Origin of the sequence: Rhizobacter sp. (assembly GCF_035702065.1) — a bacterium.
Lineage (GTDB): Bacteria > Pseudomonadota > Gammaproteobacteria > Burkholderiales > Burkholderiaceae_C > Rhizobacter.
In genome coordinates this window covers 1-23,087 of record NZ_DASSRA010000162.1, presented here as the reverse complement: position 1 = coordinate 23,087, position 23,087 = coordinate 1, and the positions used below count along the sequence as shown (strand labels likewise).

Below are 23,087 nucleotides of genomic sequence, written 5' to 3'. Positions count from 1 at the left end.
AACCCAGACGGCTTTGCGACATACCGCCAGGAATGACCGCCGTGATCGATTCGTCTTTGTTGGCTGCCGTGGCGCCAGCGTTGGTCGTCAGACGCACTGCGGAATCAACAATGCCGTAAATCGTCACCGACGACTGAGCCGATGCAGTACCAGCGAACGCGCCCAGCACAGCAAGAGCGAGAAGAGATTTTTTCATTGCGACTATCTCCTAGGTTGGATAAATGGCACCCGTCTGTCCCCTCTGCCGGGGGTGACAGGGCCGCAAACTCCTCAGCGGAAGTTGGAACGTATTGCACCAGAGCCCCCCAGGGTTGCAAAGATTCGCCGCGGGAAATGAGCGCTGGTTGTTGCGGGTGAACAACGAGGGAAAATGCGGTGCAAAAGGGTCGAAATCACCCATGAACGAGCGTTCAAAAAGTCAGGCAAATCAGTTGGATTCACCTAGGGTAATCTCGGGGGCAATGAGTACCTCCAAGGCCAGCAACCTCTCCGCCATTGACGACTGGCTCGCCACCGTCGATAACGCCCTGCGCACCCTTGCCGGTGCCAACACGGCCGCCCGGCCAGCGCCGCGACCGGCGACCGAACCTCCACCGATGCGCACTGAGGACATGAAGCTTGCAGGCGCGTTGATGCGGGTCAACCACGTGGGCGAGGTGTGTGCTCAGGCGCTCTACAGCGCCCAACTCCTTGCCACCCGCAACCCGGCATTGCGCGCGAGTTTTCAGCAATCGGCTCGCGAGGAAACCGATCATCTTGCTTGGACGCAGCAGCGCCTGCGGGAACTGAATTCGCGCCCCAGTCTGCTCAACCCGCTGTGGTACGTGGGCGCCTTTGGCATCGGTTGGGTCGCCGGCCGCATCGGCGACAGGATCAGCCTCGGGTTCATGGCTGAAACAGAGGCACAGGTCGAGCAGCACCTGGCCTCTCATCTGGATCGACTGCCTGCGGGCGACACGGCTTCACGCGCCATCGTCCAGCAGATGAAGGAAGACGAAGCCCGGCATGGCGAGCAGGCGCGGCGAGAGGGCGCCGCCGAATTGCCGACACCCGTGCGCTGGGCGATGCGTGCAGCCGCCAAGGTGATGACGACCACCGCCCACCACCTCTGAGCCGGGACTCAGGCGTTCACGATTTCAAAGCTGGTGGTGATCTCGGCCGTCTTGCCGAGCATGATCGTCGCGGAGCAGTACTTGTCGTGCGACATCTCGATTGCGCGCTGCACGGCAGCTTCAGGCAAGGCCTTTCCCGTCACCACGAAGTGCATGTGGATTCGCGTGAAGACCTTGGGGTCGGTCGGCGCCCGCTCCGAACTCAGCTTCACCTGGCAGCCTTGTACCTGGTGCCTGCCACGCTGAAGGATCAACACCACGTCGTAGGCCGCGCACCCCCCCGTCCCCGCAAGCACGGTTTCCATGGGACGGGGCGCCAGATTGCGGCCGCCCCCTTCTGGAGCGCCATCCATCAAAACCACGTGGCCGCTTCCGGTTTCGGCCATGAAGGCCATGCCGCTTGCCGCCACCCAATTGACCGTGCATTCCATTGCGAATTCCACCTGCTGAAGTGATCACCAAGTTGGTGATTGTGCGGCCCGCGCCATTTGCAGCGTTCCGTGAATGCATATGCGGAAAAAATATTGCGGCGCAGCATGGATCTCGATACAATTTGCGCACTGGCGTTCGATGTGTTTTCTTCCACGGCGCCTACCGTTTGTCTCCTCCACCTCCTCCATTGGTGGATTCAACCCAAGGCAGCAATGCCTTGGGTTTTTTTCTGGCCCGATGGCAACGGGCCCGTGAAAGGCCCTGCCGTATCATCCGGCGCCCCCGAAACACCACGCCGCAGGAGACGCCATGACTGGCCCCGTTCGTCTTTCCAAGCCCCGCCAGAGCAAGGCGCGCAACGACGAACTCGGCCTCGCCGGCTACCTGCAGAAGATCCTCACGGCCCGGGTCTACGACGTCGCCATCGAGACACCGTTGGAGTTGGCCAAGAACCTGTCCAAACGCCTGGGGAACCAGGTCTGGCTCAAGCGCGAAGACACGCAGCCGGTGTTCAGCTTCAAGCTGCGCGGGGCCTACAACAAGATGTCGGGGCTGGACGCTGCTCAGCTCAAGCGTGGCGTGATCTGCGCGTCGGCCGGCAACCATGCGCAGGGCGTCGCACTTGGTGCACACCGCCTGGGCTGCAAGGCGCTGATCGTGATGCCCGTCACCACGCCCAAGCTCAAGGTCGATGCGGTGCGGGCTCTGGGCGGCGAGGTGGTGCTGCACGGCGAAAGCTACTCCGACGCATACCTTCATGCACTGGAACTCGAACGCAAGCAAGGCTTGACCTTCGTCCATCCCTTCGACGACCCGGACGTGATCGCGGGCCAAGGCACCATCGCGGTGGAGATCCTGCGCCAGCATCAGGCCCCCATCGACGCCGTGTTCGTGGCCATCGGCGGCGGCGGGCTGATCTCCGGCGTGGCGGCCTACATCAAGTCGGTGCGCCCTGACATCAAGGTGATCGGCGTGCAGACCACCGACTCCGACGCCATGGTGCGCTCGGTCAAGGCCGGCAAGCGCGTGCAACTCAACGACGTCGGCCTCTTTTCCGACGGCACGGCCGTGAAGCTCGTAGGCGAAGAAACGTTCCGCCTCACACGCGCCCTGGTCGACGACTACGTGGTGGTCGACACCGACGCGGTGTGCGCCGCCATCAAGGATGTGTTCCAGGACACGCGCAGCATCCTCGAGCCCGCCGGTGCCCTGGGCGTCGCCGCCATCAAGCAGTACGTTGAAACGCACAAGCTCAAAGGCAAGACGCTGGTGGCCATCACCTGCGGCGCGAACATGAACTTCGACCGCCTGCGCTTCGTGGCCGAACGCGCCGAAGTGGGCGAAGAGCGCGAGGCCGTCTTCGCCGTGACCATCCCCGAAGCGCGCGGCAGCTTCAAGCGCTTCTGCGAGTTGATCGGCCCGCGCAGCGTCACCGAGTTCAACTACCGCATCTCGGACGAGAAGCAGGCCCACGTCTTCGTTGGCCTGGCCACCAGCAACCGCGGTGAATCGGAGAAGCTGACACGCAGCTTTGCCAAGCACGGCTTCGCCACCGTCGACCTCACCCATGACGAACTGGCCAAGCAGCACCTGCGGCACATGGTCGGTGGGCGCAGCGAGCTGGCTCGCGACGAGCGCCTCTACCGCTTCGTCTTCCCCGAACGGCCGGGCGCGCTGATGCAGTTCCTCTCCAGCATGCACCCGGGCTGGAACATCAGCCTCTTCCACTACCGCAACCAGGGCGCCGACTACGGCCGCATCCTGGTCGGCATTCAGGTGCCGCGCGGCGACAAGAAGGCCTTCAAGGACTTCCTCGAAGGCCTGGCCTACCCCTGGGTCGACGAGACCGACAACCCCGCGTACCGGCTCTTCCTGCGCTGAAATCCAGTCCCCACAAACGCACGGTAAGCTGCGCACCCATCCGACCTGATCTCCCGACGCCCCCATGCCTGTCAGCCGATCGCTCATCGCTTCCACCGCCAACCCGCTGCTCGAGCGGGCGCTGCGCGACAAGCTGAAGCGCCGCAGCGAAACGACCGGCAAGCTCGGTGAACTGGAACCGCTGGCCGTGCGTCTGGGTCTGGTGCAGAACTCGCTCAAGCCGCGGTTTCGCGCGCCGCAGATCATCCTCTTCGCTTCCGACCACGGCCTGGCCGTCGACGGCGTCGGCCAAGCGGGGCAGACCTCCACCGCGCGCCTGGTTCACAGCCTGCTCACCTCGCAACTGCCCGTGTCGGTGTTTGCGCGCATCCAGGGCATGGACCTCAATGTCGTCGACTGCGGCGTGGCCGAGGTGGTGGCACCTCACCCCCGCCTGATGGCTCGCAAGATTGCGCATGGCACGCGCAATGCTCGCGTCAACATGGCCATGACACTCGACCAGGCACATGCCGCGATCCGCGCCGGCATGGAGATCGCCGACTCGATGCCCGGCAACCTCGTCGCCTGCGCCGGCATCGGCGTCGGTTCGCAGGAAAGCGCGGCCCTGGTGCTGGCGGCGCTGTCCGGCGAGGCGGTTCACCACCTGGTGATGACGCCCGACATGGCGCCGGAGGACGAAACCCGGCTGATGATGGTGCTGCAGGCGGCACAAGCCCGCCATCGCGACCTGACCGACCCGGTCGAGGTGCTGGCGGCCTACGGCGGCTTCGAGATCGCCATGATGGTCGGCCTGATGCTGGTGGCGTCCAGCAAGCGACGACTCATCATGGTCGACGGCATGCCAGCCTGCGCGGCATTGATGGTGGCAGCGCGGATCGCGCCCACCGTCACCGACTACTGTGTGTTCTGCCGCAGCCACGGCCACCCGGGTCTCACGGCCACCCTGGGCCTGTTCAAGACCCTGGCCCTGCTGGAGCTGGGCATGGAAAGCACAGACGGGACCGGTGCAACGCTTGCCTTCCCGCTGGTGCTGAGTTCAGCCGCGCTGTTGACCGAAGTGGCCGAAGGCGAAGACGCCGGGCCCTCTCAGCCGGCCGACATTCCGACCAGCCCGTAATGCACACCCAAGCTCAGCGCGACGCGTTGGGGTTGCCGCCAATGCCCGGCCGCGCGGGGCGTGGACCCGGCGGTGGCGCAGGCACCGCACCGGGCACAGCCTGGGGCTGCATTTGCGGTTGAGGCGCTTGCTGCGGTGACTGTGGAGGGGGCGACACAGAATCCATCGCCGCTCTCGGCAAGGTTCCGGTGGCCGGCGCAGGCAGGGCGGGGATCTCAAGCACGAAACCCGACCCGCCCTTTTCAGAACCGATGGAGGCGCTGCGCAGGCTCACGTTCTGCAACACCAACTGGTCTTCGATGCGCGCGCCTGCAGTAAAAGCGCGAGGCGGCTTGCCGTCGATCGAGATCAACGCCACACCAGGTGTCATGCCTTCGGGGCTGGGCTTGGCGGCCATCACGCCCAGCAGCTTGAAGCGGCTGCTGACCTGCGGTGCCAAAGCGACAGCGGCCACAGGTTCCGCTCCAAGCAAGCGCGAGAGATCCCCGCGCACCTGCGTGGCATCGCCCACCACCACCGCGTTGACTGGCACGGGATCTGCCCGCACCAGCAGGCGCATGCCCCAGAACACGGTGGCCACAGCCACCAAAGCCCAAATCACGAAAGCTGACAATCGCGCAACCATCGGACGATTATGATTCAACGCCTCAACCGCAAGCCATCCGTGCAAGTCATGAAGAAATCTTTCGCCTCGCTTCACGTGCCACGCCAAAGCCGCGGCTTCACCCTGATCGAACTGATGGTGGTGCTGGTGATCATCGGCGTGCTGGCTGCGTTGATCGCCCCGAACGTGCTCGACCGCGCCGACGATGCCCGCGTGACCGCCGCGCGCACCGACGTCAACAACCTCATGCAGGCGCTCAAGCTCTACAAGCTCGACAACCAGCGCTACCCCTCCTCCGAGCAAGGCCTGCAGGCCCTGGTGGCCAAGCCCACGGTGGGTGTCATTCCTCCCAACTGGAAGCCTTACGTGCCCAAGCTGCCGAACGACCCGTGGGGCCGGCCCTACCAGTACGCCAACCCAGGCGTGAAAGGCGAGATCGATGTGTACAGCTTGGGTGCCGACGGCCAGATTGGTGGCGAAGGCAAAGACGCTGAAATCGGCTCCTGGCAGTAGGCATCGTTCAGGGGGATTCACCCTGATCGAGCTGGTGGTGGTGATCACGCTGATCGCCATCGCCTCGGGTCTGATGAGCCTCGCGTTGCGCGACCCGGCCGGCACCCAGCTCGAGAACGAAGCCGCCCGCCTGGTGGCGCTGCTCGAATCGGCCCGTTCCGAATCGCGCGCCTCGGGGATGATGGTGCGCTGGGAGCCACACGCCTCGGAAGGCAAGGCAGACGAAGGCGGCTTCCTGTTCATCGGCCTCACCAATGCCGGAGAGTTCCCCAACCGTTGGCTGGGCAGCGGCGTCTCGGCCGAGATCGTCGGCGCCAAGGCCCTGGTGCTGGGCCCTGAACCCATGATCCCGCCGCAGCGCGTGGTGCTGCGCCTGGAAGACAAGCGCCTGGCCATCGCCACCGATGGCCTCGCACCCTTCACGGTGCAGGATGGCGAACCTGCGGCGCAGCAATGACCATGAAGCAGCCCGCCCGCGGTTTCACGCTGATCGAGGTCATGGTGGCCCTGGCCATCGTGGCGGTCACGCTGGGCGCCGGCATCAAGGCGGCGGGGGCGCTGGCCGACAACGCGCAGCGCATCAACGAAGTCACGGCCGCGCAGTGGTGTGCCGAGAACGAACTCACCGAGCTGCGACTCACCAAGTTCTTCCAGGTGCCGACGGAGATCGAGTTCGGCTGCGACCAGTTCGGTCTCAGCTACAAGGGCAAGCTCGTCACACGCCGCACGCCCAACCCGAACTTCCTGCGCGCCGATGCGCAGGTCTCCAACGAGAACGGCCAGCCCATCCTGACGCTGTCGACCGTGCTGGGGCGCTGAGCATGACGACACGCCCGCCCCACGTCCCGTCTCGCGGCTTCACGCTGATCGAAGTGCTGATAGCCATGATGATCATGGCGATCCTCGCGATGATGGCCTGGCAGGGCGTGGACGGCATCGTCCGCACCCGCACCGTCAGCCAGGACCGGCTGGAAAAGCTGCTGCGGGTGAACACCGTGCTCGCCCAGTTCCAGCAGGATCTCGAAGCCTCGCAAGAGAGCGGCGTGATCCCCAACCTGCCCGCCTTCGATGGCATCTCGCTTCGGCTGACCCGCCGCGCCGCCGACGGCAGTGGCCTGCAGCTCGTGGTGTGGTCGCTGCGCGGAGGCACCTGGCTGCGCTGGGCCGGGCCGTCCGTGACCACGCGGCAGGCGCTGCTCAACAACTGGAGCAGCACGCAGCAGTTCATCGGCAACGAAGCCGGCCAGTTGCCCACGCTCACCGGCCTCAGCGAATGGCAGGCTTACTGCTACCGCAGCAACGCGTGGAGCAATTGCCAATCGAGTGCCGGCACGGTGGCCGCCGCCCCTCCTGGCGCCAGCGGCCCGCAGGTGGTGAACAACGACCCCCTCAAGGCCGTCCGTGTGGTGCTCAGCTTCGCCGAGAACAGCGGCTTCTCAGGCACCGTGACGCGCGAGATCGCGCTGGGCCCGCAATGAAGACGATGCCACGCGCACGCCAACGCGGAGCGGCCCTGCTGCTGGCGATGATCATCGTCACCCTGATCTCGACGCTGGCCGTGTCGATGGTGTGGCAGCAATGGCGCGCCGTGCAGGTCGAGACGGCCGAGCGCTCGCGCGCGCAGTCGGCCTGGCTGCTCTCCGGCGCGCTCGACTGGGTCGGCCTGATCCTCAAGGAAGATGCGCGCCCCACCTCGCAAGGCTCGCATTTGTACGACCACCTGGGCGAGCCCTGGGCCGTGCCCCTGGCCGAAGCGCGGCTGTCCACCTTCCTGGCGGCGACCGACAAGGACGCCAGCACCGACGACGCACCCGATGCCTTCCTCTCCGGCAACGTGACCGACGCGCAATCGCGCTTCAACCTGCGCAACCTGGTCGACCCCGCCACCGGGCAGGTGTCCGCGCCGGACAAGGAGGTGCTGCGCCAGCTGTGCGTCAACCTCAACGTCTCGCCCACCGTGGCCGACGTGCTGGTCAATGGTCTCAGGGCCGCCAACACGCCGGCCGGCGCCCCGGGCGCCTCGGCTGATGGCCCATTGCCGCCCAAGCGCATCTCCCAGCTCACCTGGCTCGGTGTCGATGCCCAGGCCCTGCAGCGCCTGGAGCCTTACATCGTGATGCTGCCCGACCGCACCACGGTCAACGTCAACACCGCCAGCCGCGAAGTGATCGCCGCCGCCATCCCCGGTTTGAATGTGGGCGACGCCGAACGCCTGGTGCAGTACCGGCTGCGCACGCCGTTCAAGAAGCATGCAGACATCCAGGCCCAGCTGACCGGCACGGCGCCGGAGTCGCTGGCGGGTGTCGACGTCAAGTCCGACTTCTTCGAAGTGCGTGGCCGCTTGCGTCTTTCAGACCGTGTTCTCGAACAGCGCTCCATGGTGCGGCGCAACCAGCGCAACATCGAAATCCTCAGTTCCGAGCGCATCAGTTCCAGCGACACCGGGCGCTGAAATGACATCTCGGACAAACCACAGGCCGTTGCAACCAACACTACAAGAACACGCCGCAAGCCGTTGATTCGGGTAGATTTGTACGGTCGTGCTCTTACATTTCCGCTACCCTCGCACGTTGTATGAGCACGCTTGTCGTTCAAATCCCTTCCCGCCCCCGCCTGCAGGCGCGTGATGCCGGCGCGCCGGCCCCTGAAGGCACCGAATACAACTACGCCCTGAGCCCCGATGGCCTGGCGCTTTCGGCGCAGGGCCGCTGCGCCGTTGCGCTGCTGCCCAAGGCCAACACGGCCGTGGCGGTGCTGGGCGACGCCGACGTGAGCTGGCACCGCATCACCCTGCCCAAGGCCCCTGCAGCGCGCATGCCCGCCGCCTTGGTGGGCGTGCTCGAAGAGGCGCTGCTCGAAGAAGCCGCTGGCGTGCACATTGCCGTCGCGCCCCATGCCGCGGCAGGTCAACCCACCTGGGTCGCGGTGGTAGATCGCAGCTGGTTGACTGGCGAACTCGCGCTGCTCGAGAAGTCGCATGTGTTCATCGACCGCGTGGTGCCGATGTCGTGGCCCGACGAGCCGCCCACCGGCCACTTTGCCGAGCTGGGCGACCCTTCGCAGGGCGCCACGCTGACCTGGGCCCACCCCGAAGGCGTGGTGCAGGTCAATCTGCAAGGCAGCCTGGCCCGCGCGCTGCTGCCCACGCCCTTGCCCGAAGGCGCGCGCTGGAGTGCGACTCCCGCCACCGCCGCCGCGGCCGAGCGCTGGCTCGGCGCCCCGGTCACGGTGATGGACTGGCCGCAGCGTGCCCTGCAGGCCTCGCGTTCGCTGTGGAACCTGCGGCAGTTCTCGCTGGCACGCAAGAGCCGCGGCACACGCGCCCTGCGCGACGTGTGGCGCCAGTTCCTCAACCCCGCCTGGAAGCCCATGCGCTATGGGCTGATCGCCCTGGTGGCGGTGCAGATCATCGGCCTCAACCTGTGGGCAGGGCACCAGCGGCGCACCGTCGAAAACAAGCGCCAGGCGATGGTGGCTCTGCTGCAATCGGCCCACCCGCAAGTGCGCGGCGTGCTCGATGCACCGCTTCAGATGCAACGCGAAACCGACACCCTGCGCGCCGCCGCCGGCAAGCCCGGTGACACCGATCTCGAGCCGATGCTGCTCGCTGCCGCCAGTGCCTGGCCCGGCGACCGCCCGCCGGTCGATGCACTGCGTTACGAGCCCGGCAAGCTGTCGCTCTCGGCCCCCGGCTGGGAGCCGGCCCAGGTCGACCAATTCCGCAACCAGCTGCGTCCCAGCGGCTGGCAGGTCGAAGCGATCAACGGCAACGTGGTGGTGACGCGTCTGGCCTCCAACACGGGGCGCGCGCTGTGAGCGGCCGCGGCATCGCGCTGCCAGCGCCCCTCAAGGCGCTGAGTACCGAGGCACGGCAACGCTGGTCGTCTCTGCCGCCGCGCGAGCGGACCGGCCTGAGCCTGGCTGCCGTGGCCGTTGGCATCCTGCTGGTCTGGTGGATCGGTGTCGCACCGGCCTTGCGTGCACTGCGCGAAACACCGGCGCAGATCGACGCGCTCGACATCCAGCTCCAGTCCATGCAGCGCATGGCTGCCGAGGCCCGTGAGCTGCGCGGCGCGGCGCCAGTGCCGGCCACCCAGGCCGCACTCGCACTCAAGTCGGCCACCGACCGCCTGGGCGACAAGGGCCGCATCGCGGTACAGAACGACCGCGCCACGCTCACGCTCAACGGCGTGACCGGAGAGACGCTGCGAGCCTGGCTGAGCGAAGCACGCAGCGGCGCGCGTGCCCGCCCGATCGAAGCCCAGCTCACGCGCGGCCCGCAAGGCTATGCCGGCACCATCGTCCTCACCATCGGGGGGGGCCAGTGATGGCCACACGCAAGCCAGCTCGCCGTGGCCTGAGGCGGCGTTTCGCATCGAGCGCGGTGCCCACCCAGTGGCAGGAATCGTCGTACGCCGAGAAGGCCTGGGAACAATCGCGCAATGCGGCCGCACGCTGGGCCATGGTCGGTGCCTTGCTCGGGGTGCTGGTCGGGCTCGTGGTGTTCGCCCCTGCAAGCTGGCTGGCCGGCGCCGTGGCCAGCGCCACGGGTCAGCGGGTGCAACTGGCCGATGCACGCGGCACGATCTGGTCGGGCAGCGCGGTAGCCGTGCTCACCGGTGGCCCCGGCAGCCGCGACGCCAGCGCCCTGCCCGGCCGGCTGGAGTGGTCCCTGGGTGTCAAGGGCGCGGCGCTTGATCTGCGGCTCAGACACGCCTGCTGCTTCAACGAGACGGTGAGCCTGCTGCTCAAGCCCGGCCTCGGCCGCTTCTCCGCCACGCTGGCGCCCAAGCCGGGCTGGGTCGGGCAGTGGCCAGGCGCCTTCCTCGGCGGCATGGGAACGCCGTGGAACACGCTGCAGCTCGGCGGCTCGCTGCGGCTCTCGTCGCCGGGCATCAAGCTCGAATGGGTGCAAGGGCGCTGGCTGGTCGATGGGCAGGCGGATGTCGACATGCTGCAGGCCTCGTCGCGCGTTTCCACGCTCGAACCGCTGGGCAGCTACCGCTTCACGCTGGTGGGCAGCGCCGGCGCCCCCACGCAGCTGCGCCTGAGCACGCTCGAAGGGGCCTTGCAGCTCTCGGGCGAGGGCAGCGCTGGTGCCAACGGTGTGCGGTTCCGCGGCGAAGCCCGTGCGGCCACCGAGGCCGATGAGTCCGCACTGAACAACCTGCTCAACATCATCGGGCGGCGCAGCGGCGCCGTGTCAGTCATTTCGATCGGATAAGAAGCATGAAATCGCTCGCTCTCCAGAGACAACGGACTCTCCTGTCCGCACCGCGGCGACCGCTCACCGCCGCGCTTGCCGCCGCCATGCTGTGCAGCTCGCTCGCACCCGTCTCGACCGCACTGGCACAGCAGCAGCAACCCAAGGAATCGCGCTTCAAGGGAGAGCCCGTCACGCTGAACTTCGTCAACGCCGAGATCGAAGGCGTGGCACGCGCCATGGGCGCCATCCTCAAGCAGCAGTTCGTGGTCGACCCGCGCGTCAAGGGAAGCATCACGCTCTACAGCGAAGAGCCGCTGTCGCCGCGCGAGGCGTATCTCAACTTCCTGGCCGCGCTGCGCGGCCTGGGCTTCACGGTGGTGGAGTCGGGCGGCCTGTTCAAGGTGGTGCCCGAGGCCGACGCCAAGCTGCAGTCGAGCACCGTCTCGGTGGGCGCCGTCTCGCGCCAGGGCGACCAGGTGCTCACGCAGATCTACAAGCTCAGCCACGAGAACGCCAACAACCTGGTGCCGGTGCTGCGCCCGCTGATCAGCCCCAACAACACCATCAATGCCAACCCCGGCAACAACACGCTGGTGATCACCGACTACGCCGACAACCTGGCGCGCATCGCCAAGATCATCGCGGCGATGGACACCCCCAGTGCCGGTGACGTGGAGATCATCCCGCTCAAGCACGCCGTGGCAGCCGACCTGGCCACGCTGGTGCAGCGCCTGAGCGATGGCGGCACGAGTGCGGCGCCGCAAGGCGTGCCGGGCGTGGGTGCCACCTCGTCGGTGATGGTCGACCCCCGCAGCAATTCGCTGATCGTGCGGGCCTCGACACCGGCGCGCATGGCCAGCATCAAGGGCATCGTCGAGAAGCTTGACCAGCCGACCCAGGGCAACAACCCGATGGGCAACATCTACGTCGTCTACCTGAAGAACGCCGACGCCACCAAGCTGGCCACCGTGCTGCGAGCAGCTTATGGCGCCGGTGCGGGCGCGGGTTCTTCCGGCGGCACCTCGTCGCTGGGTGGAGGCGGCAGCTCGCCCACGTCGGCGGCTTCGCAGCAAACCATGGGCGGCGCCCAGGGCAGCAGCGGCGCGTCGCCCCAGGCCACCGCGCCAGTGGCCCAATCGGCGAGCCCCTCCACCGGCGGCTTCATCCAGGCCGACCCGTCGACCAACTCGCTCATCATCACCGCGCCCGAGCCGGTGTACCGCCAGCTGCGCGCCGTGATCGAGCAACTCGACTCGCGCCGCGCCCAGGTGTACATCGAGTCGCTGATCGTCAAGGTCGACGCCAACAAGATCGTCGACGTGGGCATCCAGTGGCAAGGCGCCTCGGGCCAGAAGGGCGACAGCACCATCGTCGCCGGCGGCACCAACTACGGCCAGCCCAACATCATCACTTCCACGGCGGCGATCAACAGCGGCACCACCAACGTCGTGACCGCCGCGGCCGCGATCCCCGCAGGCTTCAACATCGGCCTGCTGAAGAAGATCGGCGAGTTCTACAACATCGGCGCGCTGGCACGCTTCCTCGAGACCTATGCCGACGGCAACGTGCTGTCCACGCCGAACCTGATCGCGCTCGACAACGAAGAAGCCAAGATCGTGGTCGGCCAGAACGTGCCCTTCATCACCGGCTCGTTCACCAACACCGGTGCCTCGTCCGGCGCGACCAACCCCTTCCAGACCATCGAGCGCAAGGACGTGGGCCGGACCCTGCGCGTCAAGCCGCAGATCGGCGACGGCGGCCCGGTGCGCATGACGATCTACCAGGAGAACTCCACGGTCGACCCTGCCTCCAAGCTGTCGCCGCAGGGCCTGACCACCGACAAGAGCTCGATCGAGACCACGGTCGTCGTCGACGACGGCCAGTACATGGTGCTGGGCGGCCTGATGAAGGACGAATACGGCGGCTCGGCCAGCAAGGTGCCCTGGCTGGGCGACATCCCGCTGCTCGGCGCCCTGTTCCGCAGCGACAGCCGCAACCGCACCAAGAGCAACCTGATGGTCTTCCTGCGCCCGGTGGTGATCCGCGACCAGGCATCCGCCAGCAACCTCACGCTCGACCGCTACGACGTCATCCGCGCCGAGCAAATGAACCGCGGCCAGCCGGGTGGCAACATCCTGCAGCCCATCCGCGAGGCCCCGGTCATTGCGCCGCGCCCGACCGAGCCTGGCACGCCGCCGACCGGCCCCGCGCCCGCGGCCTCCGCCGCCCCCCCGGCCCCCGCGCCGTCGAACTGAGCGCGGCCGACAGCCATGGGTTCACGCCACCCCCTCCCCTACGCCTACGCCAAGGCGCACAGCCTGCTGCTCGAAGACGACGGCGAGCGCCTGGTGCTGTGGGCGCCCGAGACGGTTTCGCTGCCCGCGCTGAGCGAGGTGCTGCGCCTGTACCAGATCGACGCGCTGGAGCGCGAGTCGGCCACCTCGCTGGGCAACCGCATCGCTGCGGCCTATGCCGGCGGTGAGTCGAGCGCGGCCACCGTCATCGGCGAAGTGGAAAGCAAGGTCGACCTGAGCCGCATGATGCAAGACCTGCCGGCGGTCGAAGACCTGCTCGAAGCGGCGAACGACGCGCCCATCATCCGCATGCTCAATGCCCTGCTCACGCAGGCCGCGAAAGACGGTGCGAGCGACATCCACATCGAGCCCTACGAGCGCAGCAGTTCGGTGCGCTTCCGCGTCGACGGCACGCTGCGCGAGGTGGTGCAGCCCAACAAGGCGCTGCACGCCGCGCTGATCTCGCGCCTGAAGATCATGGCCGAGCTCGACATCTCCGAGAAGCGCCTGCCGCAGGACGGCCGCATCTCGCTGCGCATCGGCGGCCGAGCGGTCGACGTGCGCGTCTCCACCCTCGCCTCATCGCACGGCGAGCGCGCGGTGCTGCGCCTGCTCGACAAGGGCGAATCGAAGTTCACGCTCGAAGGCCTGGGCATGGGCGGCGACACGCTGAAGAACTTCGACAAGCTGGTGCAGCAGCCGCACGGCATCGTGCTCGTGACCGGCCCCACCGGCTCGGGCAAAACGACCACGCTGTACGCCTCGCTCGGCCGCATCGACACCAGCACCACCAACGTGCTGACGGTGGAAGACCCGGTCGAATACGAGCTGGGCGGCATCGGCCAGACGCAGGTCAACGCCAAGATCGACCTCACCTTCGCCAAGGCCCTGCGCGCCATCCTGCGGCAGGACCCGGACGTGATCATGATCGGCGAGATCCGCGACTACGAGACCGCGCAGATCGCGGTGCAGGCTTCGCTCACCGGCCACCTGGTGCTGGCCACGCTGCACACGAACGACGCGCCAAGTGCCGTCACCCGCCTCACCGACATGGGCATCGAGCCCTTCCTGCTCAGCTCCTCGCTGCTCGGCGTGCTGGCCCAGCGCCTGGTGCGCAAGCTCTGCCCGCACTGCAAAAAGCAGGACGCACGCGGCCGCTGGCACCCTGTCGGCTGCCCCGAGTGCGGCCAGAGCGGCTACAAGGGCCGCACCGGCGTGTACGAATTGATGGTGGCCGACGACAAGGTGCGCGGGCTGATCCACGCACGCGCCGCCGAATCGCAGATCTTCGTGGCCGCCGAGGCCAACGGGATGCGCTCCATGCGCGATGACGGTGAACGCCTCGTCGCCGAAGGCGTCACCTCGCCCGAAGAGGTGATGCGGGTCACCCGCGAGTAAGCAGCAGATGCCTGCGTACAAGTTCGAAGCCCTCAACGCCGCGGGCAAGACATCCACCGGCCTGCTAGAAGCCGACAACATCAAGGCCGCCCGCGCCCAGCTGCGCGCGCAAGCCCTGGTGCCGCTGGACGTGACCCAGGTCGCCTCGGCGGGCACGGAGGCGAGCGGTGGCCTGCGCCTCACGCGCCGTGTCTTCAACTCCACCAGCCTCGCCGTGTGGACGCGCCAGCTCGCCGGCCTGGTCGGCTCCGGCCTGCCGCTGGAACGCGCCCTCACCGCCCTGAGCGACGAAGCCGAAGACCAGCGCCAGCGCGAACTGGTGGCGCACCTGCGCAGCGAGGTCAACGCCGGCTCGCCCTTCGCGCGCGCACTCGCCAGCGCACCACGCGAGTTCGACGACGTCTACCGTGCCGTGGTCGCCGCCGGCGAGCAAAGCGGTGCCCTCGGCACCGTGCTCGAACGCCTGGCTGACGACCTGGAAGAGCGCCAGGCCCTGCAGGCCAAGCTGATCGGCGCCACGCTCTACCCGGCCATCGTGTCCCTGATCGCCGTGGTGATCGTGATCTTTCTCGTCACCTACGTGGTGCCGCAGGTGGCGTCGGTGTTCACCAACTCCAAGCGCGCGCTGCCCGGCCTCACGGTGGCCATGCTGGCCATCAGCGCCTTCGTCCGCAACTACGGCTGGCTGCTGCTGCTCGGCCTGGTCGGCGCCGGTGTGGGACTCAAGCTGATGCTGCGCAACACGGTCTTTCGCGAGCAGTTCGACGCCACCTTGCTCACGCTGCCACTGCTCGGCAAGCTGGCGCGCGGCTACAACGCAGCACGCTTTTCCGGCACGCTGGCCATGCTGGCGGGCGCGGGCGTGCCCATCCTGAAGGCGCTGCAGGCGGCGGCCGAAACCCTCTCCAACACCGCCATGCGTGCCGACGCGATGGATGCGCTGGTGCAGGTGCGTGAAGGCGCACCGCTGGCTTCGGCGCTGGCCGGCAAGAAGCGCTTCCCCGGCCTGCTGTCCATGTTTGCCCGCCTGGGCGAGCAGACCGGCCAGCTGCCGCAGATGCTGGAGCGCGCCGCGCGCCAGACCGGCATGGAAGTGCAGCGCCGCGCCATGGCCATGGCGACCATCCTCGAACCGCTGCTCATCGTGGCCATGGGTGGTGTGGTGATGCTGATCGTTCTCGCCGTCCTCCTGCCCATCATCCAACTCAACACCTGGGTCAAGTAGAGCCCCCCAGTCGCTGGCGCTCCTGCCCCCAGGGGGCGCCACCCTGCGGACCGGCAGAGCCCGGATCCGCGGGTGTGGCTTGATGATCGTCTCGCTTCGCTTGACGATGGCACGGGTTGTGCAAGGAAGTACCGTGTCTTTCGGGTTGTTATCAATGGCTGCGGGGCCGCGGTGTCTGCTTCAATGAACTCGCGGTTTGCGTTTTCAGGAGGTCACATGAGCGCATCCAAGGGCTTGGTCACGGTATCGTCGCGCGGGGGGAGCATTCCCATCGCCCGCATGCGCAGCCTCTATCGGGTGGATGAAGTCGGGCGCAAGCTCGACAAGCTGCCCGACAAGGAGCACGAGGGCCTGCGCTCCACCTACGAGCGCATGCTGGAGAAGGGCCCGGAGCGCTTCCAGGTCAAGCCGTCCGGCCTGCCGGCCATGGACCACCTGTACGACGACCTGCCCAACTTCGCCGAGGTACTCGACGACATCAAGCGCCAGATCGCGCTGTGCGAAGACAGCCGCGATGCGCTCGAGATCACCCCGCTGCTGCTGCTCGGCCCGCCTGGTGTCGGCAAGACCCACTTCGCGCGCGAACTGTCGATGCTGCTCGGCACCGGCATGGGCTTCATGTCGATGAGCTCGATGACCGCCGGCTGGCTGCTGTCGGGTGCTTCCAGCCAATGGAAAGGCGCGCGCCCCGGCAAGGTGTTCGAGACGCTGGTCGATGGCCAGTACGCCAACCCGGTGATGGTGATCGACGAGATCGACAAGGCCGGCGGCGAGCACGCCTACGACCCGCTGGGCGCGCTCTACAGCCTGCTGGAACACGACACGGCGGGCAGTTTTACCGACGAGTTTGCCGAAGTGCCCATCGACGCCAGCCAGGTGATCTGGGTCGCCACCGCCAACGACGGCCGCAGCATCCCCGAGCCCATCCTCAACCGCATGAACGTGTACGAGGTGCAGGCCCCAGACCGCGAGGCAGCGCGTCACATCGCGGCCAAGCTGTACCGCAGCATCCGCGCCGACCACGACTGGGGCAACCGCTTCGCGCCCGAGCCCAACACGGATGTGCTCGACCGCATGAGCGAGATGGCACCGCGCGACATGCGCCGGGCATGGATGACGGCCTTCGGCAACGCCAAGCTGGCGCGCCGCGACCGCATCGAGCCTTGTGATCTGCCGGATGCCGGGTTCAAGAAGTCGAGCATCGGCTTCGTGCAATAAGCCGAACGCGCCACAACCAACGAAACAACGCCCCGCCGCCGGTGAAACACCGGTGAAGCGGGCCAGCGCGATGCTGTGGGCTTCTGTTTCAGAGGAGCCCTTATGACCCCCGTCCAGATCGGACACGTGCGCCGCAGCTTCGCGCTGATCGAACCCATTGCCGCGCAAGCCGCTGAGCTGTTCTACGACAACCTCTTCGCCGCCGACCCGAACCTGCGCCGCCTGTTCCAGGGCAACATGGCCCAGCAGGGCACGCGCCTGATGACCATGATCGGTGCCGCCGTCGACCTGCTCGACGAACCCGACACCCTCACCCCCACGCTGCGCAAGCTGGGTGCGCGCCACGTGAACTACGGCGTGCGCGACGAGCACTACGCCACCGTGGGCGGCGCGCTGCTCAAGACGCTGGAACAAGGCCTGGGTGCTGCGTACACCGACGAGGTGCACGCCGCCTGGGTGGCGCTTTACCGTGTGGTCAGCGCGACCATGATGGATGCGGCGCGCGGCGTGACCGCACGCGCGGCGTGACTCACGTGTCATCCCGGCGCGCGCCGGGATGACCTACTCCAGCAGTTGCGCCACGGCCGCCAGCAGGTCGGCCTTGGAGAACGGCTTGTCGAGGCCCGGGCAATGCGCCTTGCGCAGGAACTCAGCCGCCCCCGGCGACAAGGTGTCGCCGGTGACGAAGAGCATGCGCCGCGCGAGCGTGGGGTGCGCCTGCGCCACCTCGCGCCACAGCGTGGCACCGTCCATCTCGGGCATGTGCAGGTCGGAGACGATGGCGTCGAAGCGCGCCGTCTCCAGCAGTGCCATCGCCACCGCGCCCGATTCGGCGGTGGCCACTTCGTAGCCGGCGCCTTCGAGCATGTCGCGCATCAGACCAGCGATCTCGGCCTCGTCGTCGACCACCAGCACGCGCGACTGCTCCACCTCGGTGTCTTGCAGCGGCACCGGGCTCGACTCCTGCACCGGCTCGCCGCTGATCGGCAGGTTGAGCCGGAAGCTCGCGCCGCCCGCATGCGCCGTGGGTTCGAGCGTCAGGTCGCCGCCGTGGTCGCGCGCCAGAGAGCGCGACACCGCCAGGCCCAGGCCCGTGCCGATGCCTTCGGGCTTGGTGGTGAAGAAGGGCTCGAACAGCTTGGCGCGCAACTCGGGCGGCACACCCGGCCCGTTATCGGAGACGCGCAACCAGACGCGCGGCTCGCGGTTCTCGCGCCGCACCTCGACGCCGCTTTCGATGAGCACGCGGCGCTCGCCTTCCGTGCCCGCCAGCGCCTGCTGCGCATTGACCAGCAGGTTGAGCACGATCTGCCCGACCTGGTCGCCATCGGCCTTCACGCTGGGCAGGTCGTCGAGCAGCTGCAGCTTCATCTCCACGCCGTGGCTGCGGTAGCTGTAGTTCAGCATCTCCGCCGCCGCACGGGTCAGGTCGTTGAGCGACACGTTCTCGCGCGTGGCCGGCTTGCTGCGCGCCATGTTGAGGAAGGTGCGCACGATGCGCCCGCAGCGCTCGGCCGCTTCGCGGATACGCTGCACGTCGAGCTTGAGGTCGGGGTCGTCGCACTTCTCTTCGAGCAGGCTGGCGCGGCCCATCACGATGGCCAGCGGGTTGTTCAGCTCGTGCGCCACGCCGGCCAGCAGGCTGCCCATGGCGGAGAGCTTTTCGCTCTGGCGCAGCGCGTCGCGCTGGCGCTCGATCTGCTGCGAGGAGTTGAAGCGCTCGGTCACGTCGACCAGCGAGGCGGTGTAGTAGCCGGTGCCGCCCACGTTGGTGCGCCACAGCACCATCTCGATGGGGAACTCGCTGCCGTCAGCGCGCAGCGCGTGCAACTCCATGCGTTTGCCCAGCACGCGGCCTTCGCCCCCTGCCTCCAGCCGGCGGATTCCGGCCTCGTGCGCCACGCGGTAGCGCTCCGGCATGATGACCTGGCTCACCGGCAGGCCCACCACCTCGATGCGCTTGCGCCCGAACATGGCCTCCGCCGCGGGGTTGAACTCGACGATGCGGCCGTGCCCGTCGGTGGAGATCAGCGCAGCCAGCGCGTGGTCGACGATGGCCGACTTGAGCGCCTCGCTCGCCTGCAACTGGCCCTGCTGCTCGGCCAGCTGTTCTTCGCGCAGCTTGAGCTCGGTGTGGTCGCGCCCGAACACCACGATGCCCTGCACCTCGGCACCCGCCGGCGCGAAGGGCACCATGGTTTCCTGCAGGAAGCGGCGCCCGCGCGTGGGGTACTCGACCCAGCCCTGCCAGCGCAGCGTGTCGCCATTGAACAGGCGCTCGGCCCAGGGCAGGTAGCCGGCGTACACCTCGGGACCCAGCACGCTGGAGAGGTGTTGGCCGATCACCTGCTCGGCGGGGCGGCCGTAGAACTCCAGCGCTTCGCGGTTGGCGTAGATGAAGCAGTGGTCTCGCCCGACCACCGCCACGCGGGCGGTGATGTTGTCGAGCAGGGCGCTCATCAGCTCGGGCGCGAGCGACGGGAGCGGAGACTTGTCTTTGCCCCAGGGCGAGGGGCCGGTCCAGACAAACTCTCGCTCAAGACCTTTCATGACGCCCTGGCAGCCGGGGGCACGAACACGTAGCCCACGTTGCGCACGGTCTTGAGCACCTCGGGTTTGTCGGGGTTGGTTTCGATCTTGCGGCGCAGGCGCATCACGCGCAGGTCGATGGAGCGGTCGAACACGTCCCAGCCGCGGTTGTGGGCCTGCTCCATGATCTGGTCGCGGTTGAGCGGGCGGTTGGGGTTGCGCGCAAAGAGTGCGAGCAGGTCGAACTCGGCGGCGCTGATCTCGATCTCGTTCTGGTCGGCACCGAACAGGCGGCGCTCTTCCAGGTCGAGCTGGCAGCTGCCGAACTGCACGCGGTTCGCTTCGAGCTGCGGCACCGCGGGCTGCGACAGCTTCAGGCGGCGCAGCACGGCACGCACCCGCGCCAGCAGCTCGCGCATCTCGAAGGGCTTGGGGATGTAGTCGTCGGCGCCCAGCTCCAGGCCGACCACGCGGTCGACCGATTCGCCGGCCGTGGTGAGCATCACCAAGCCGACGCGCGGGTGCGCGTCGCGCAGCCAGCGCGCGAGCGAGAGGCCGTTTTCGCCGGGCATGTTGACGTCGAGGATGGCCAGGTCGGGCAGCGATTCGGCCAGGGCGTCACGGGCGGCCTGCGCGTCGGCGGCCACGCGCACGGCGAAGCCATGGCGGCCGAAATACTCGCTCAGCAGAGAGCGCAGCTCGGGTTCATCGTCGACCACCAGGACGGTGGTGCCTGTGCTGGCATCGCCTTGTGTCATGGCCTGCGCTCCGCGCGGGGGTGTGGGCAGGGCCGGATCATATCGGTCGGCGCTGGGTGCGGACACGGGGGCTGACATCGGCGCATTGCGGGCCAGGTCGGCCCGGCTGAGCACGGCAGCGATCCACTCCCGCGACGAGGACTGCACAAGTGAAGCGCTCATGGGCGCACGGCGTTCAGACAGCACCGTGCGTCGCCACGAGGTCTTCGGCGAAGGCTTCGCTGCGAAACACCACCGGGCGGGTGTCGGCGAAGTCAGGGCGGTGCGCTCGCACGTCGCGCGAGCGGACGGTGCTGCGGCGGTCGATGCGGGCAGCCCGGGCGGTGGGGCGGGCAAAGAGGCGTTGCAGCGTGGCGGTGACGATCTGGCTCATGGCGGGCTCCGGTGGCGGTTCGGCAGACTGCGTGTTGCCGATGCCGTCACTGTCGCGCCGTGCCGTATCACCGGCGTTTCGGGTTCCGGCCCCGCATGTTTCGTTTGTTTCAGTGGGCTTTTATGATCCCCGCATGCCTGTCACCCTTGCCGGCCAACTGGTCGTTGCCATCTCCTCCCGCGCCCTGTTCGACTTCGAAGAAGAGAACCGCCTGTTCGAAGCCGGCGACGACCGCGCCTACATGCAGCTGCAGCTGCAGCGGGTGGACGTGCCGGCCAAGCCGGGCGTGGCCTTCTCGCTGGTGAACAAGCTGCTGGCCTTCAATGCCAAGTCGCCGGCGGTCGAGGTGGTGATCCTCTCGCGCAACGACCCGGTCTCGGGCATGCGGGTATTCCGCTCGGCCAAGCACTACGGCCTGCCCATCCAGCGCGGCGTGTTCACGCGCGGCGAATCGCCCTGGCGCTACCTGAAGCCGCTCAACGCCAACCTGTTCCTCTCGACCAACGAGCCCGACGTCCGCTCGGCGCTCGAAGCCGGCGTACCGGCTGCGCGCGTCTACCCGCACTCGGCGCGCGCCTCCGACGCGCACCCGAACGAAGTGCGCATCGCCTTCGACGGCGACGCCGTGCTCTTCTCCGACGAAGCCGAGCGCGTGTTCCAGCGCGCCGGGCTGGATGCCTTTCAGGCCCACGAGCGCGACCGCGCCGAGCTGCCGCTGGCCGCCGGCCCTTTCAAGCCCTTGCTCGACGCGCTGCAGCTGCTGCAGCGGCAGGAGTCGCCGACCATGCGCCTGCGCACTGCGCTGGTCACGGCGCGCAGCGCACCGGCGCACGAGCGCGCCATCCGCACGCTGATGGAATGGAACATCGACATTGACGAAGCCATGTTCCTGGGCGGGCTGCCGAAGGGCGCCTTCCTGCGCGAGTTCGAGCCCGACTTCTTCTTCGACGACCAGACCGGCCACATCGAGAACGCGCTGCTGCACGTGCCCTCGGGACACGTGGCCGCGGGTGTGACTAACCTCTGAACGGGGCGAACCACCCCAGGCCCGCCGATGTTCCAGCTCGCGGCCGGTACTCGGCGCCGACGTGGCCGCTGTAGCCCAAGGCATCGATCAGATCGAACAGGTAGGGGTAGTTCAGCTCGCCCAGGTCCGGCTCGTGGCGCTCGGGCACGCCGGCGATCTGGATGTGGCCGACGCGCCCCGTGGGCAGGTACTGGCGCAGCTTCATCGCCACGTCGCCCTCGACGATCTGGCAGTGGTACAGGTCCATCTGCACCTTGAGGTTGGGCGCACCGATCTCGGCCACGATGTCGTGCGCGTGGTCTTGCCGGTTGAGGAAGTAGCCGGGCATGTCGCGCCGGTTGATGGGCTCGATCAGCAGGTCCACGCCCAGCGGCTGCGCCTGCTGCGCAGCCCAGGCCAGGTTGTGCAGGCAGGTGCGTTGCTGCAGTGCACGGTCCGCGCCCGCCAGGCCCGCCATCACATGGATGCGCGGTACGGCCAGCGCCTGGGCGTAGCCGAGGGCCTGGTCGATCGCGCTGCGGAACTCGGCCTCGCGCCCGGGCACGCAGGCCAGCCCACGGTCGCCGGCCGCCCAGTCGCCCGGCGGCGCGTTGAACAGCACCTGCTGGAGGCCGTGCGAGCGCAGCGCCTCGGCCAGCACCTGGGGCGCGTGCTCGTAGGGGAAGAGGTACTCCACCGCCTCGAAGCCATCGCGCCGCGCGGCGGCAAAACGGTCGAGGAAGGCGTGTTCCCCGTACATCAGGCTCAAATTGGCGGCAAAACGTGGCATGGGCGCAAACGATAGCAGGCCATTCGCCCGGGCTTGGCCGCTGAGCGGGCACTCGCCTTGGGGCAGTTCATCTTGAATTCGTTCAGGTTGGCGTCATACTCACAGTCCACGGCGGGGTGTTCCCGCCATTTCCGAGAACTGCATGAAACGCATTTTGCTGAGCCTGTTCGTTGCCACCTTGAGCCTGGGCTTCGTTGCCACGCAGGTCGAGGCCAAGCGCCTGGGCGGCGGCTCCACCTCGGGCATGAAGCGGCAGACGCCGGCGCCGCAGCCGGCCCAGCCGCCGGCGCAGTCGGTGCCTGCCAAGCCCGCGGCCGCTCCCGGCGCCACCGCGCCCGCCGCCCCGGCGGCCGCGCCCAAGCGCTCGTGGATGGGCCCGATCGCCGGCCTCGCCGCCGGCCTCGGCATCGCCGCGCTGATGAGCCACCTCGGTCTCGGCGCCGAGTTCGGCAACCTCGTGATGATGGTCTTGCTCGGCCTCGTCGCCTTTGTGCTGGTTCGCTTCCTGTTGCGCCGTTTCAGCCCGTCGCGCCCGGCGGCCGACGGCGGCATGCAGCTCGCAGGCGCGGGCGCTCCGATGGCGAAGGCGCCCCTGTCGTTCCCGGACGAGCGGCCCGCGCAGTACCGCGGC

At 67.9% G+C, this 23,087-nt stretch carries 24 protein-coding genes and 1 pseudogene; 18 read left to right on the top strand and 7 right to left on the bottom strand.

Going from position 1 to position 23,087, the window contains the following annotated elements; translation table 11 throughout:
- A partial coding sequence (locus VFL64_RS07595) for a porin (protein WP_489539769.1) occupies window positions 1-196 on the bottom strand: 196 nt, incomplete at its 3' end.
- A 265-nt stretch (window positions 197-461) separates the two neighbouring features.
- On the opposite strand from VFL64_RS07595, the gene coq7 reads away from it, so the two are divergent.
- Window positions 462-1,112 carry a 2-polyprenyl-3-methyl-6-methoxy-1,4-benzoquinone monooxygenase gene (gene coq7 / locus VFL64_RS07590; protein ID WP_489539770.1) on the top strand — a complete coding sequence of 217 codons (651 nt, stop codon included), beginning with the start codon at window positions 462-464 and terminating at the stop codon, window positions 1,110-1,112.
- A gap of 8 nt (window positions 1,113-1,120) precedes the next feature.
- Here coq7 and VFL64_RS07585 read toward each other — a convergent pair whose 3' ends face one another.
- On the bottom strand, window positions 1,121-1,543 hold the full coding sequence (locus VFL64_RS07585) for an OsmC family protein (RefSeq protein ID WP_489539768.1): 423 nt from the start codon (window positions 1,541-1,543) through the stop codon (window positions 1,121-1,123).
- Window positions 1,544-1,853: 310 nt separating this feature from the next.
- Here VFL64_RS07585 and ilvA point away from each other — a divergent pair, with 310 nt between their 5' ends.
- Complete coding sequence (ilvA, locus tag VFL64_RS07580) at window positions 1,854-3,425, top strand: threonine ammonia-lyase, biosynthetic (protein WP_489539767.1); 1,572 nt, start codon at window positions 1,854-1,856, stop codon at window positions 3,423-3,425.
- A gap of 64 nt (window positions 3,426-3,489) precedes the next feature.
- On the top strand, window positions 3,490-4,542 hold the full coding sequence (locus VFL64_RS07575) for a nicotinate-nucleotide--dimethylbenzimidazole phosphoribosyltransferase (protein ID WP_489539766.1): 1,053 nt from the start codon (window positions 3,490-3,492) through the stop codon (window positions 4,540-4,542).
- Window positions 4,543-4,555: 13 nt separating this feature from the next.
- Here VFL64_RS07575 and VFL64_RS07570 read toward each other — a convergent pair whose 3' ends face one another.
- On the bottom strand, window positions 4,556-5,212 hold the full coding sequence (locus tag VFL64_RS07570; RefSeq protein ID WP_489539765.1) for a type II secretion system protein N: 657 nt from the start codon (window positions 5,210-5,212) through the stop codon (window positions 4,556-4,558).
- A 3-nt stretch (window positions 5,213-5,215) separates the two neighbouring features.
- Here VFL64_RS07570 and gspG point away from each other — a divergent pair, with 3 nt between their 5' ends.
- The 13 genes from gspG (at window position 5,216) to VFL64_RS07505 (ending at window position 17,528) form a co-directional block, all read left to right on the top strand.
- Window positions 5,216-5,659: a type II secretion system major pseudopilin GspG gene (gspG, locus tag VFL64_RS07565; RefSeq protein ID WP_489539764.1), complete on the top strand. Its 444-nt coding sequence runs from the start codon at window positions 5,216-5,218 to the stop codon at window positions 5,657-5,659.
- Window positions 5,586-6,116 (top strand): pilus assembly FimT family protein, encoded by a 531-nt coding sequence (locus VFL64_RS07560; RefSeq protein WP_489539763.1) that lies wholly within the window; start codon window positions 5,586-5,588, stop codon window positions 6,114-6,116. Before gspG ends, VFL64_RS07560 begins: the two co-directional genes overlap by 74 nt.
- 2 nt (window positions 6,117-6,118) lie before the next feature.
- The gene (gene gspI / locus VFL64_RS07555; RefSeq protein WP_489539762.1) at window positions 6,119-6,478 is read left to right on the top strand and encodes a type II secretion system minor pseudopilin GspI; all 360 of its coding nucleotides are present in this window, start codon (window positions 6,119-6,121) and stop codon (window positions 6,476-6,478) included.
- Between the two features lie 2 nt (window positions 6,479-6,480).
- A complete protein-coding gene (locus tag VFL64_RS07550; RefSeq protein ID WP_489539761.1) occupies window positions 6,481-7,137 on the top strand; it encodes a prepilin-type N-terminal cleavage/methylation domain-containing protein in 657 nt (218 codons plus the stop codon).
- Window positions 7,138-7,142: 5 nt separating this feature from the next.
- The gene (gene gspK, locus VFL64_RS07545) at window positions 7,143-8,111 is read left to right on the top strand and encodes a type II secretion system minor pseudopilin GspK (RefSeq protein ID WP_489539760.1); all 969 of its coding nucleotides are present in this window, start codon (window positions 7,143-7,145) and stop codon (window positions 8,109-8,111) included.
- Between the two features lie 122 nt (window positions 8,112-8,233).
- Window positions 8,234-9,475, top strand: coding sequence for a type II secretion system protein GspL (gene gspL, locus VFL64_RS07540; protein ID WP_489539759.1), 1,242 nt, complete (start codon window positions 8,234-8,236; stop codon window positions 9,473-9,475).
- Window positions 9,472-9,987 carry a type II secretion system protein M gene (locus VFL64_RS07535; RefSeq protein WP_489539758.1) on the top strand — a complete coding sequence of 172 codons (516 nt, stop codon included), beginning with the start codon at window positions 9,472-9,474 and terminating at the stop codon, window positions 9,985-9,987. The genes gspL and VFL64_RS07535 overlap by 4 nt, the downstream gene beginning before the upstream one ends.
- On the top strand, window positions 9,987-10,883 hold the full coding sequence (gene gspN, locus VFL64_RS07530) for a type II secretion system protein N (RefSeq protein ID WP_489539757.1): 897 nt from the start codon (window positions 9,987-9,989) through the stop codon (window positions 10,881-10,883). The genes VFL64_RS07535 and gspN overlap by 1 nt, the downstream gene beginning before the upstream one ends.
- Before the next feature lie 5 nt (window positions 10,884-10,888).
- Complete coding sequence (gene gspD, locus VFL64_RS07525; protein WP_489539756.1) at window positions 10,889-13,120, top strand: type II secretion system secretin GspD; 2,232 nt, start codon at window positions 10,889-10,891, stop codon at window positions 13,118-13,120.
- A gap of 15 nt (window positions 13,121-13,135) precedes the next feature.
- On the top strand, window positions 13,136-14,557 hold the full coding sequence (gene gspE / locus VFL64_RS07520; protein ID WP_489539755.1) for a type II secretion system ATPase GspE: 1,422 nt from the start codon (window positions 13,136-13,138) through the stop codon (window positions 14,555-14,557).
- 7 nt (window positions 14,558-14,564) lie between these two features.
- Complete coding sequence (gspF, locus tag VFL64_RS07515; RefSeq protein WP_489539754.1) at window positions 14,565-15,782, top strand: type II secretion system inner membrane protein GspF; 1,218 nt, start codon at window positions 14,565-14,567, stop codon at window positions 15,780-15,782.
- Window positions 15,783-15,998: 216 nt separating this feature from the next.
- Window positions 15,999-17,000 (top strand): AAA family ATPase, encoded by a 1,002-nt coding sequence (locus VFL64_RS07510; RefSeq protein ID WP_489539753.1) that lies wholly within the window; start codon window positions 15,999-16,001, stop codon window positions 16,998-17,000.
- 102 nt (window positions 17,001-17,102) lie between these two features.
- Entirely contained in the window at window positions 17,103-17,528 is a 426-nt protein-coding gene (locus VFL64_RS07505) for a globin family protein (RefSeq protein ID WP_489539752.1), read from the top strand.
- 33 nt (window positions 17,529-17,561) lie between these two features.
- Here VFL64_RS07505 and VFL64_RS07500 read toward each other — a convergent pair whose 3' ends face one another.
- The 3 genes from VFL64_RS07500 to VFL64_RS07490 form a co-directional block, all read right to left on the bottom strand.
- A complete protein-coding gene (locus VFL64_RS07500) occupies window positions 17,562-19,460 on the bottom strand; it encodes a hybrid sensor histidine kinase/response regulator (RefSeq protein ID WP_489539751.1) in 1,899 nt (632 codons plus the stop codon).
- Between the two features lie 86 nt (window positions 19,461-19,546).
- Window positions 19,547-20,449, bottom strand: a complete 903-nt coding sequence (locus VFL64_RS07495) for a response regulator (RefSeq protein ID WP_489539750.1) — start codon at window positions 20,447-20,449, stop codon at window positions 19,547-19,549.
- A 13-nt stretch (window positions 20,450-20,462) separates the two neighbouring features.
- Window positions 20,463-20,660, bottom strand: coding sequence for a hypothetical protein (locus VFL64_RS07490; RefSeq protein ID WP_489539749.1), 198 nt, complete (start codon window positions 20,658-20,660; stop codon window positions 20,463-20,465).
- A 133-nt stretch (window positions 20,661-20,793) separates the two neighbouring features.
- On the opposite strand from VFL64_RS07490, the gene VFL64_RS07485 reads away from it, so the two are divergent.
- On the top strand, window positions 20,794-21,687 hold the full coding sequence (locus VFL64_RS07485) for a 5'-nucleotidase (RefSeq protein ID WP_489539748.1): 894 nt from the start codon (window positions 20,794-20,796) through the stop codon (window positions 21,685-21,687).
- Here the strand turns inward: VFL64_RS07485 and otnI are convergent.
- A complete protein-coding gene (otnI, locus tag VFL64_RS07480; protein ID WP_489539747.1) occupies window positions 21,677-22,456 on the bottom strand; it encodes a 2-oxo-tetronate isomerase in 780 nt (259 codons plus the stop codon). The two genes, VFL64_RS07485 and otnI, sit on opposite strands and share 11 nt — an antisense overlap.
- A 142-nt stretch (window positions 22,457-22,598) precedes the next feature.
- Between otnI and VFL64_RS07475 the strand changes: the two are divergent.
- A pseudogene (locus VFL64_RS07475) lies at window positions 22,599-23,087 on the top strand (Tim44 domain-containing protein); the annotation flags it as partial.

Excerpts from the sequence above, each read along its gene's own strand:
- coq7 (WP_489539770.1), top strand. The coding sequence starts at position 462 with ATGAGTACCTCCAAGGCCAGCAACCTCTCCGCCATTGACGACTGGCTC.
- VFL64_RS07585 (WP_489539768.1), bottom strand. The coding sequence starts at position 1,543 with ATGGAATGCACGGTCAATTGGGTGGCGGCAAGCGGCATGGCCTTCATG.
- ilvA (WP_489539767.1), top strand. The coding sequence starts at position 1,854 with ATGACTGGCCCCGTTCGTCTTTCCAAGCCCCGCCAGAGCAAGGCGCGC.
- VFL64_RS07575 (WP_489539766.1), top strand. The coding sequence starts at position 3,490 with ATGCCTGTCAGCCGATCGCTCATCGCTTCCACCGCCAACCCGCTGCTC.
- gspG (WP_489539764.1), top strand. The coding sequence starts at position 5,216 with ATGAAGAAATCTTTCGCCTCGCTTCACGTGCCACGCCAAAGCCGCGGC.
- VFL64_RS07560 (WP_489539763.1), top strand. The coding sequence starts at position 5,586 with ATGTGTACAGCTTGGGTGCCGACGGCCAGATTGGTGGCGAAGGCAAAG.
- gspI (WP_489539762.1), top strand. The coding sequence starts at position 6,119 with ATGAAGCAGCCCGCCCGCGGTTTCACGCTGATCGAGGTCATGGTGGCC.
- VFL64_RS07550 (WP_489539761.1), top strand. The coding sequence starts at position 6,481 with ATGACGACACGCCCGCCCCACGTCCCGTCTCGCGGCTTCACGCTGATC.
- gspK (WP_489539760.1), top strand. The coding sequence starts at position 7,143 with ATGCCACGCGCACGCCAACGCGGAGCGGCCCTGCTGCTGGCGATGATC.
- gspL (WP_489539759.1), top strand. The coding sequence starts at position 8,234 with ATGAGCACGCTTGTCGTTCAAATCCCTTCCCGCCCCCGCCTGCAGGCG.
- gspN (WP_489539757.1), top strand. The coding sequence starts at position 9,987 with ATGGCCACACGCAAGCCAGCTCGCCGTGGCCTGAGGCGGCGTTTCGCA.
- gspD (WP_489539756.1), top strand. The coding sequence starts at position 10,889 with ATGAAATCGCTCGCTCTCCAGAGACAACGGACTCTCCTGTCCGCACCG.
- gspE (WP_489539755.1), top strand. The coding sequence starts at position 13,136 with ATGGGTTCACGCCACCCCCTCCCCTACGCCTACGCCAAGGCGCACAGC.
- gspF (WP_489539754.1), top strand. The coding sequence starts at position 14,565 with ATGCCTGCGTACAAGTTCGAAGCCCTCAACGCCGCGGGCAAGACATCC.
- VFL64_RS07510 (WP_489539753.1), top strand. The coding sequence starts at position 15,999 with ATGAGCGCATCCAAGGGCTTGGTCACGGTATCGTCGCGCGGGGGGAGC.
- VFL64_RS07505 (WP_489539752.1), top strand. The coding sequence starts at position 17,103 with ATGACCCCCGTCCAGATCGGACACGTGCGCCGCAGCTTCGCGCTGATC.
- VFL64_RS07500 (WP_489539751.1), bottom strand. The coding sequence starts at position 19,460 with ATGAGCGCCCTGCTCGACAACATCACCGCCCGCGTGGCGGTGGTCGGG.
- VFL64_RS07495 (WP_489539750.1), bottom strand. The coding sequence starts at position 20,449 with ATGAGCGCTTCACTTGTGCAGTCCTCGTCGCGGGAGTGGATCGCTGCC.
- VFL64_RS07490 (WP_489539749.1), bottom strand. The coding sequence starts at position 20,660 with ATGAGCCAGATCGTCACCGCCACGCTGCAACGCCTCTTTGCCCGCCCC.
- VFL64_RS07485 (WP_489539748.1), top strand. The coding sequence starts at position 20,794 with ATGCCTGTCACCCTTGCCGGCCAACTGGTCGTTGCCATCTCCTCCCGC.
- otnI (WP_489539747.1), bottom strand. The coding sequence starts at position 22,456 with ATGCCACGTTTTGCCGCCAATTTGAGCCTGATGTACGGGGAACACGCC.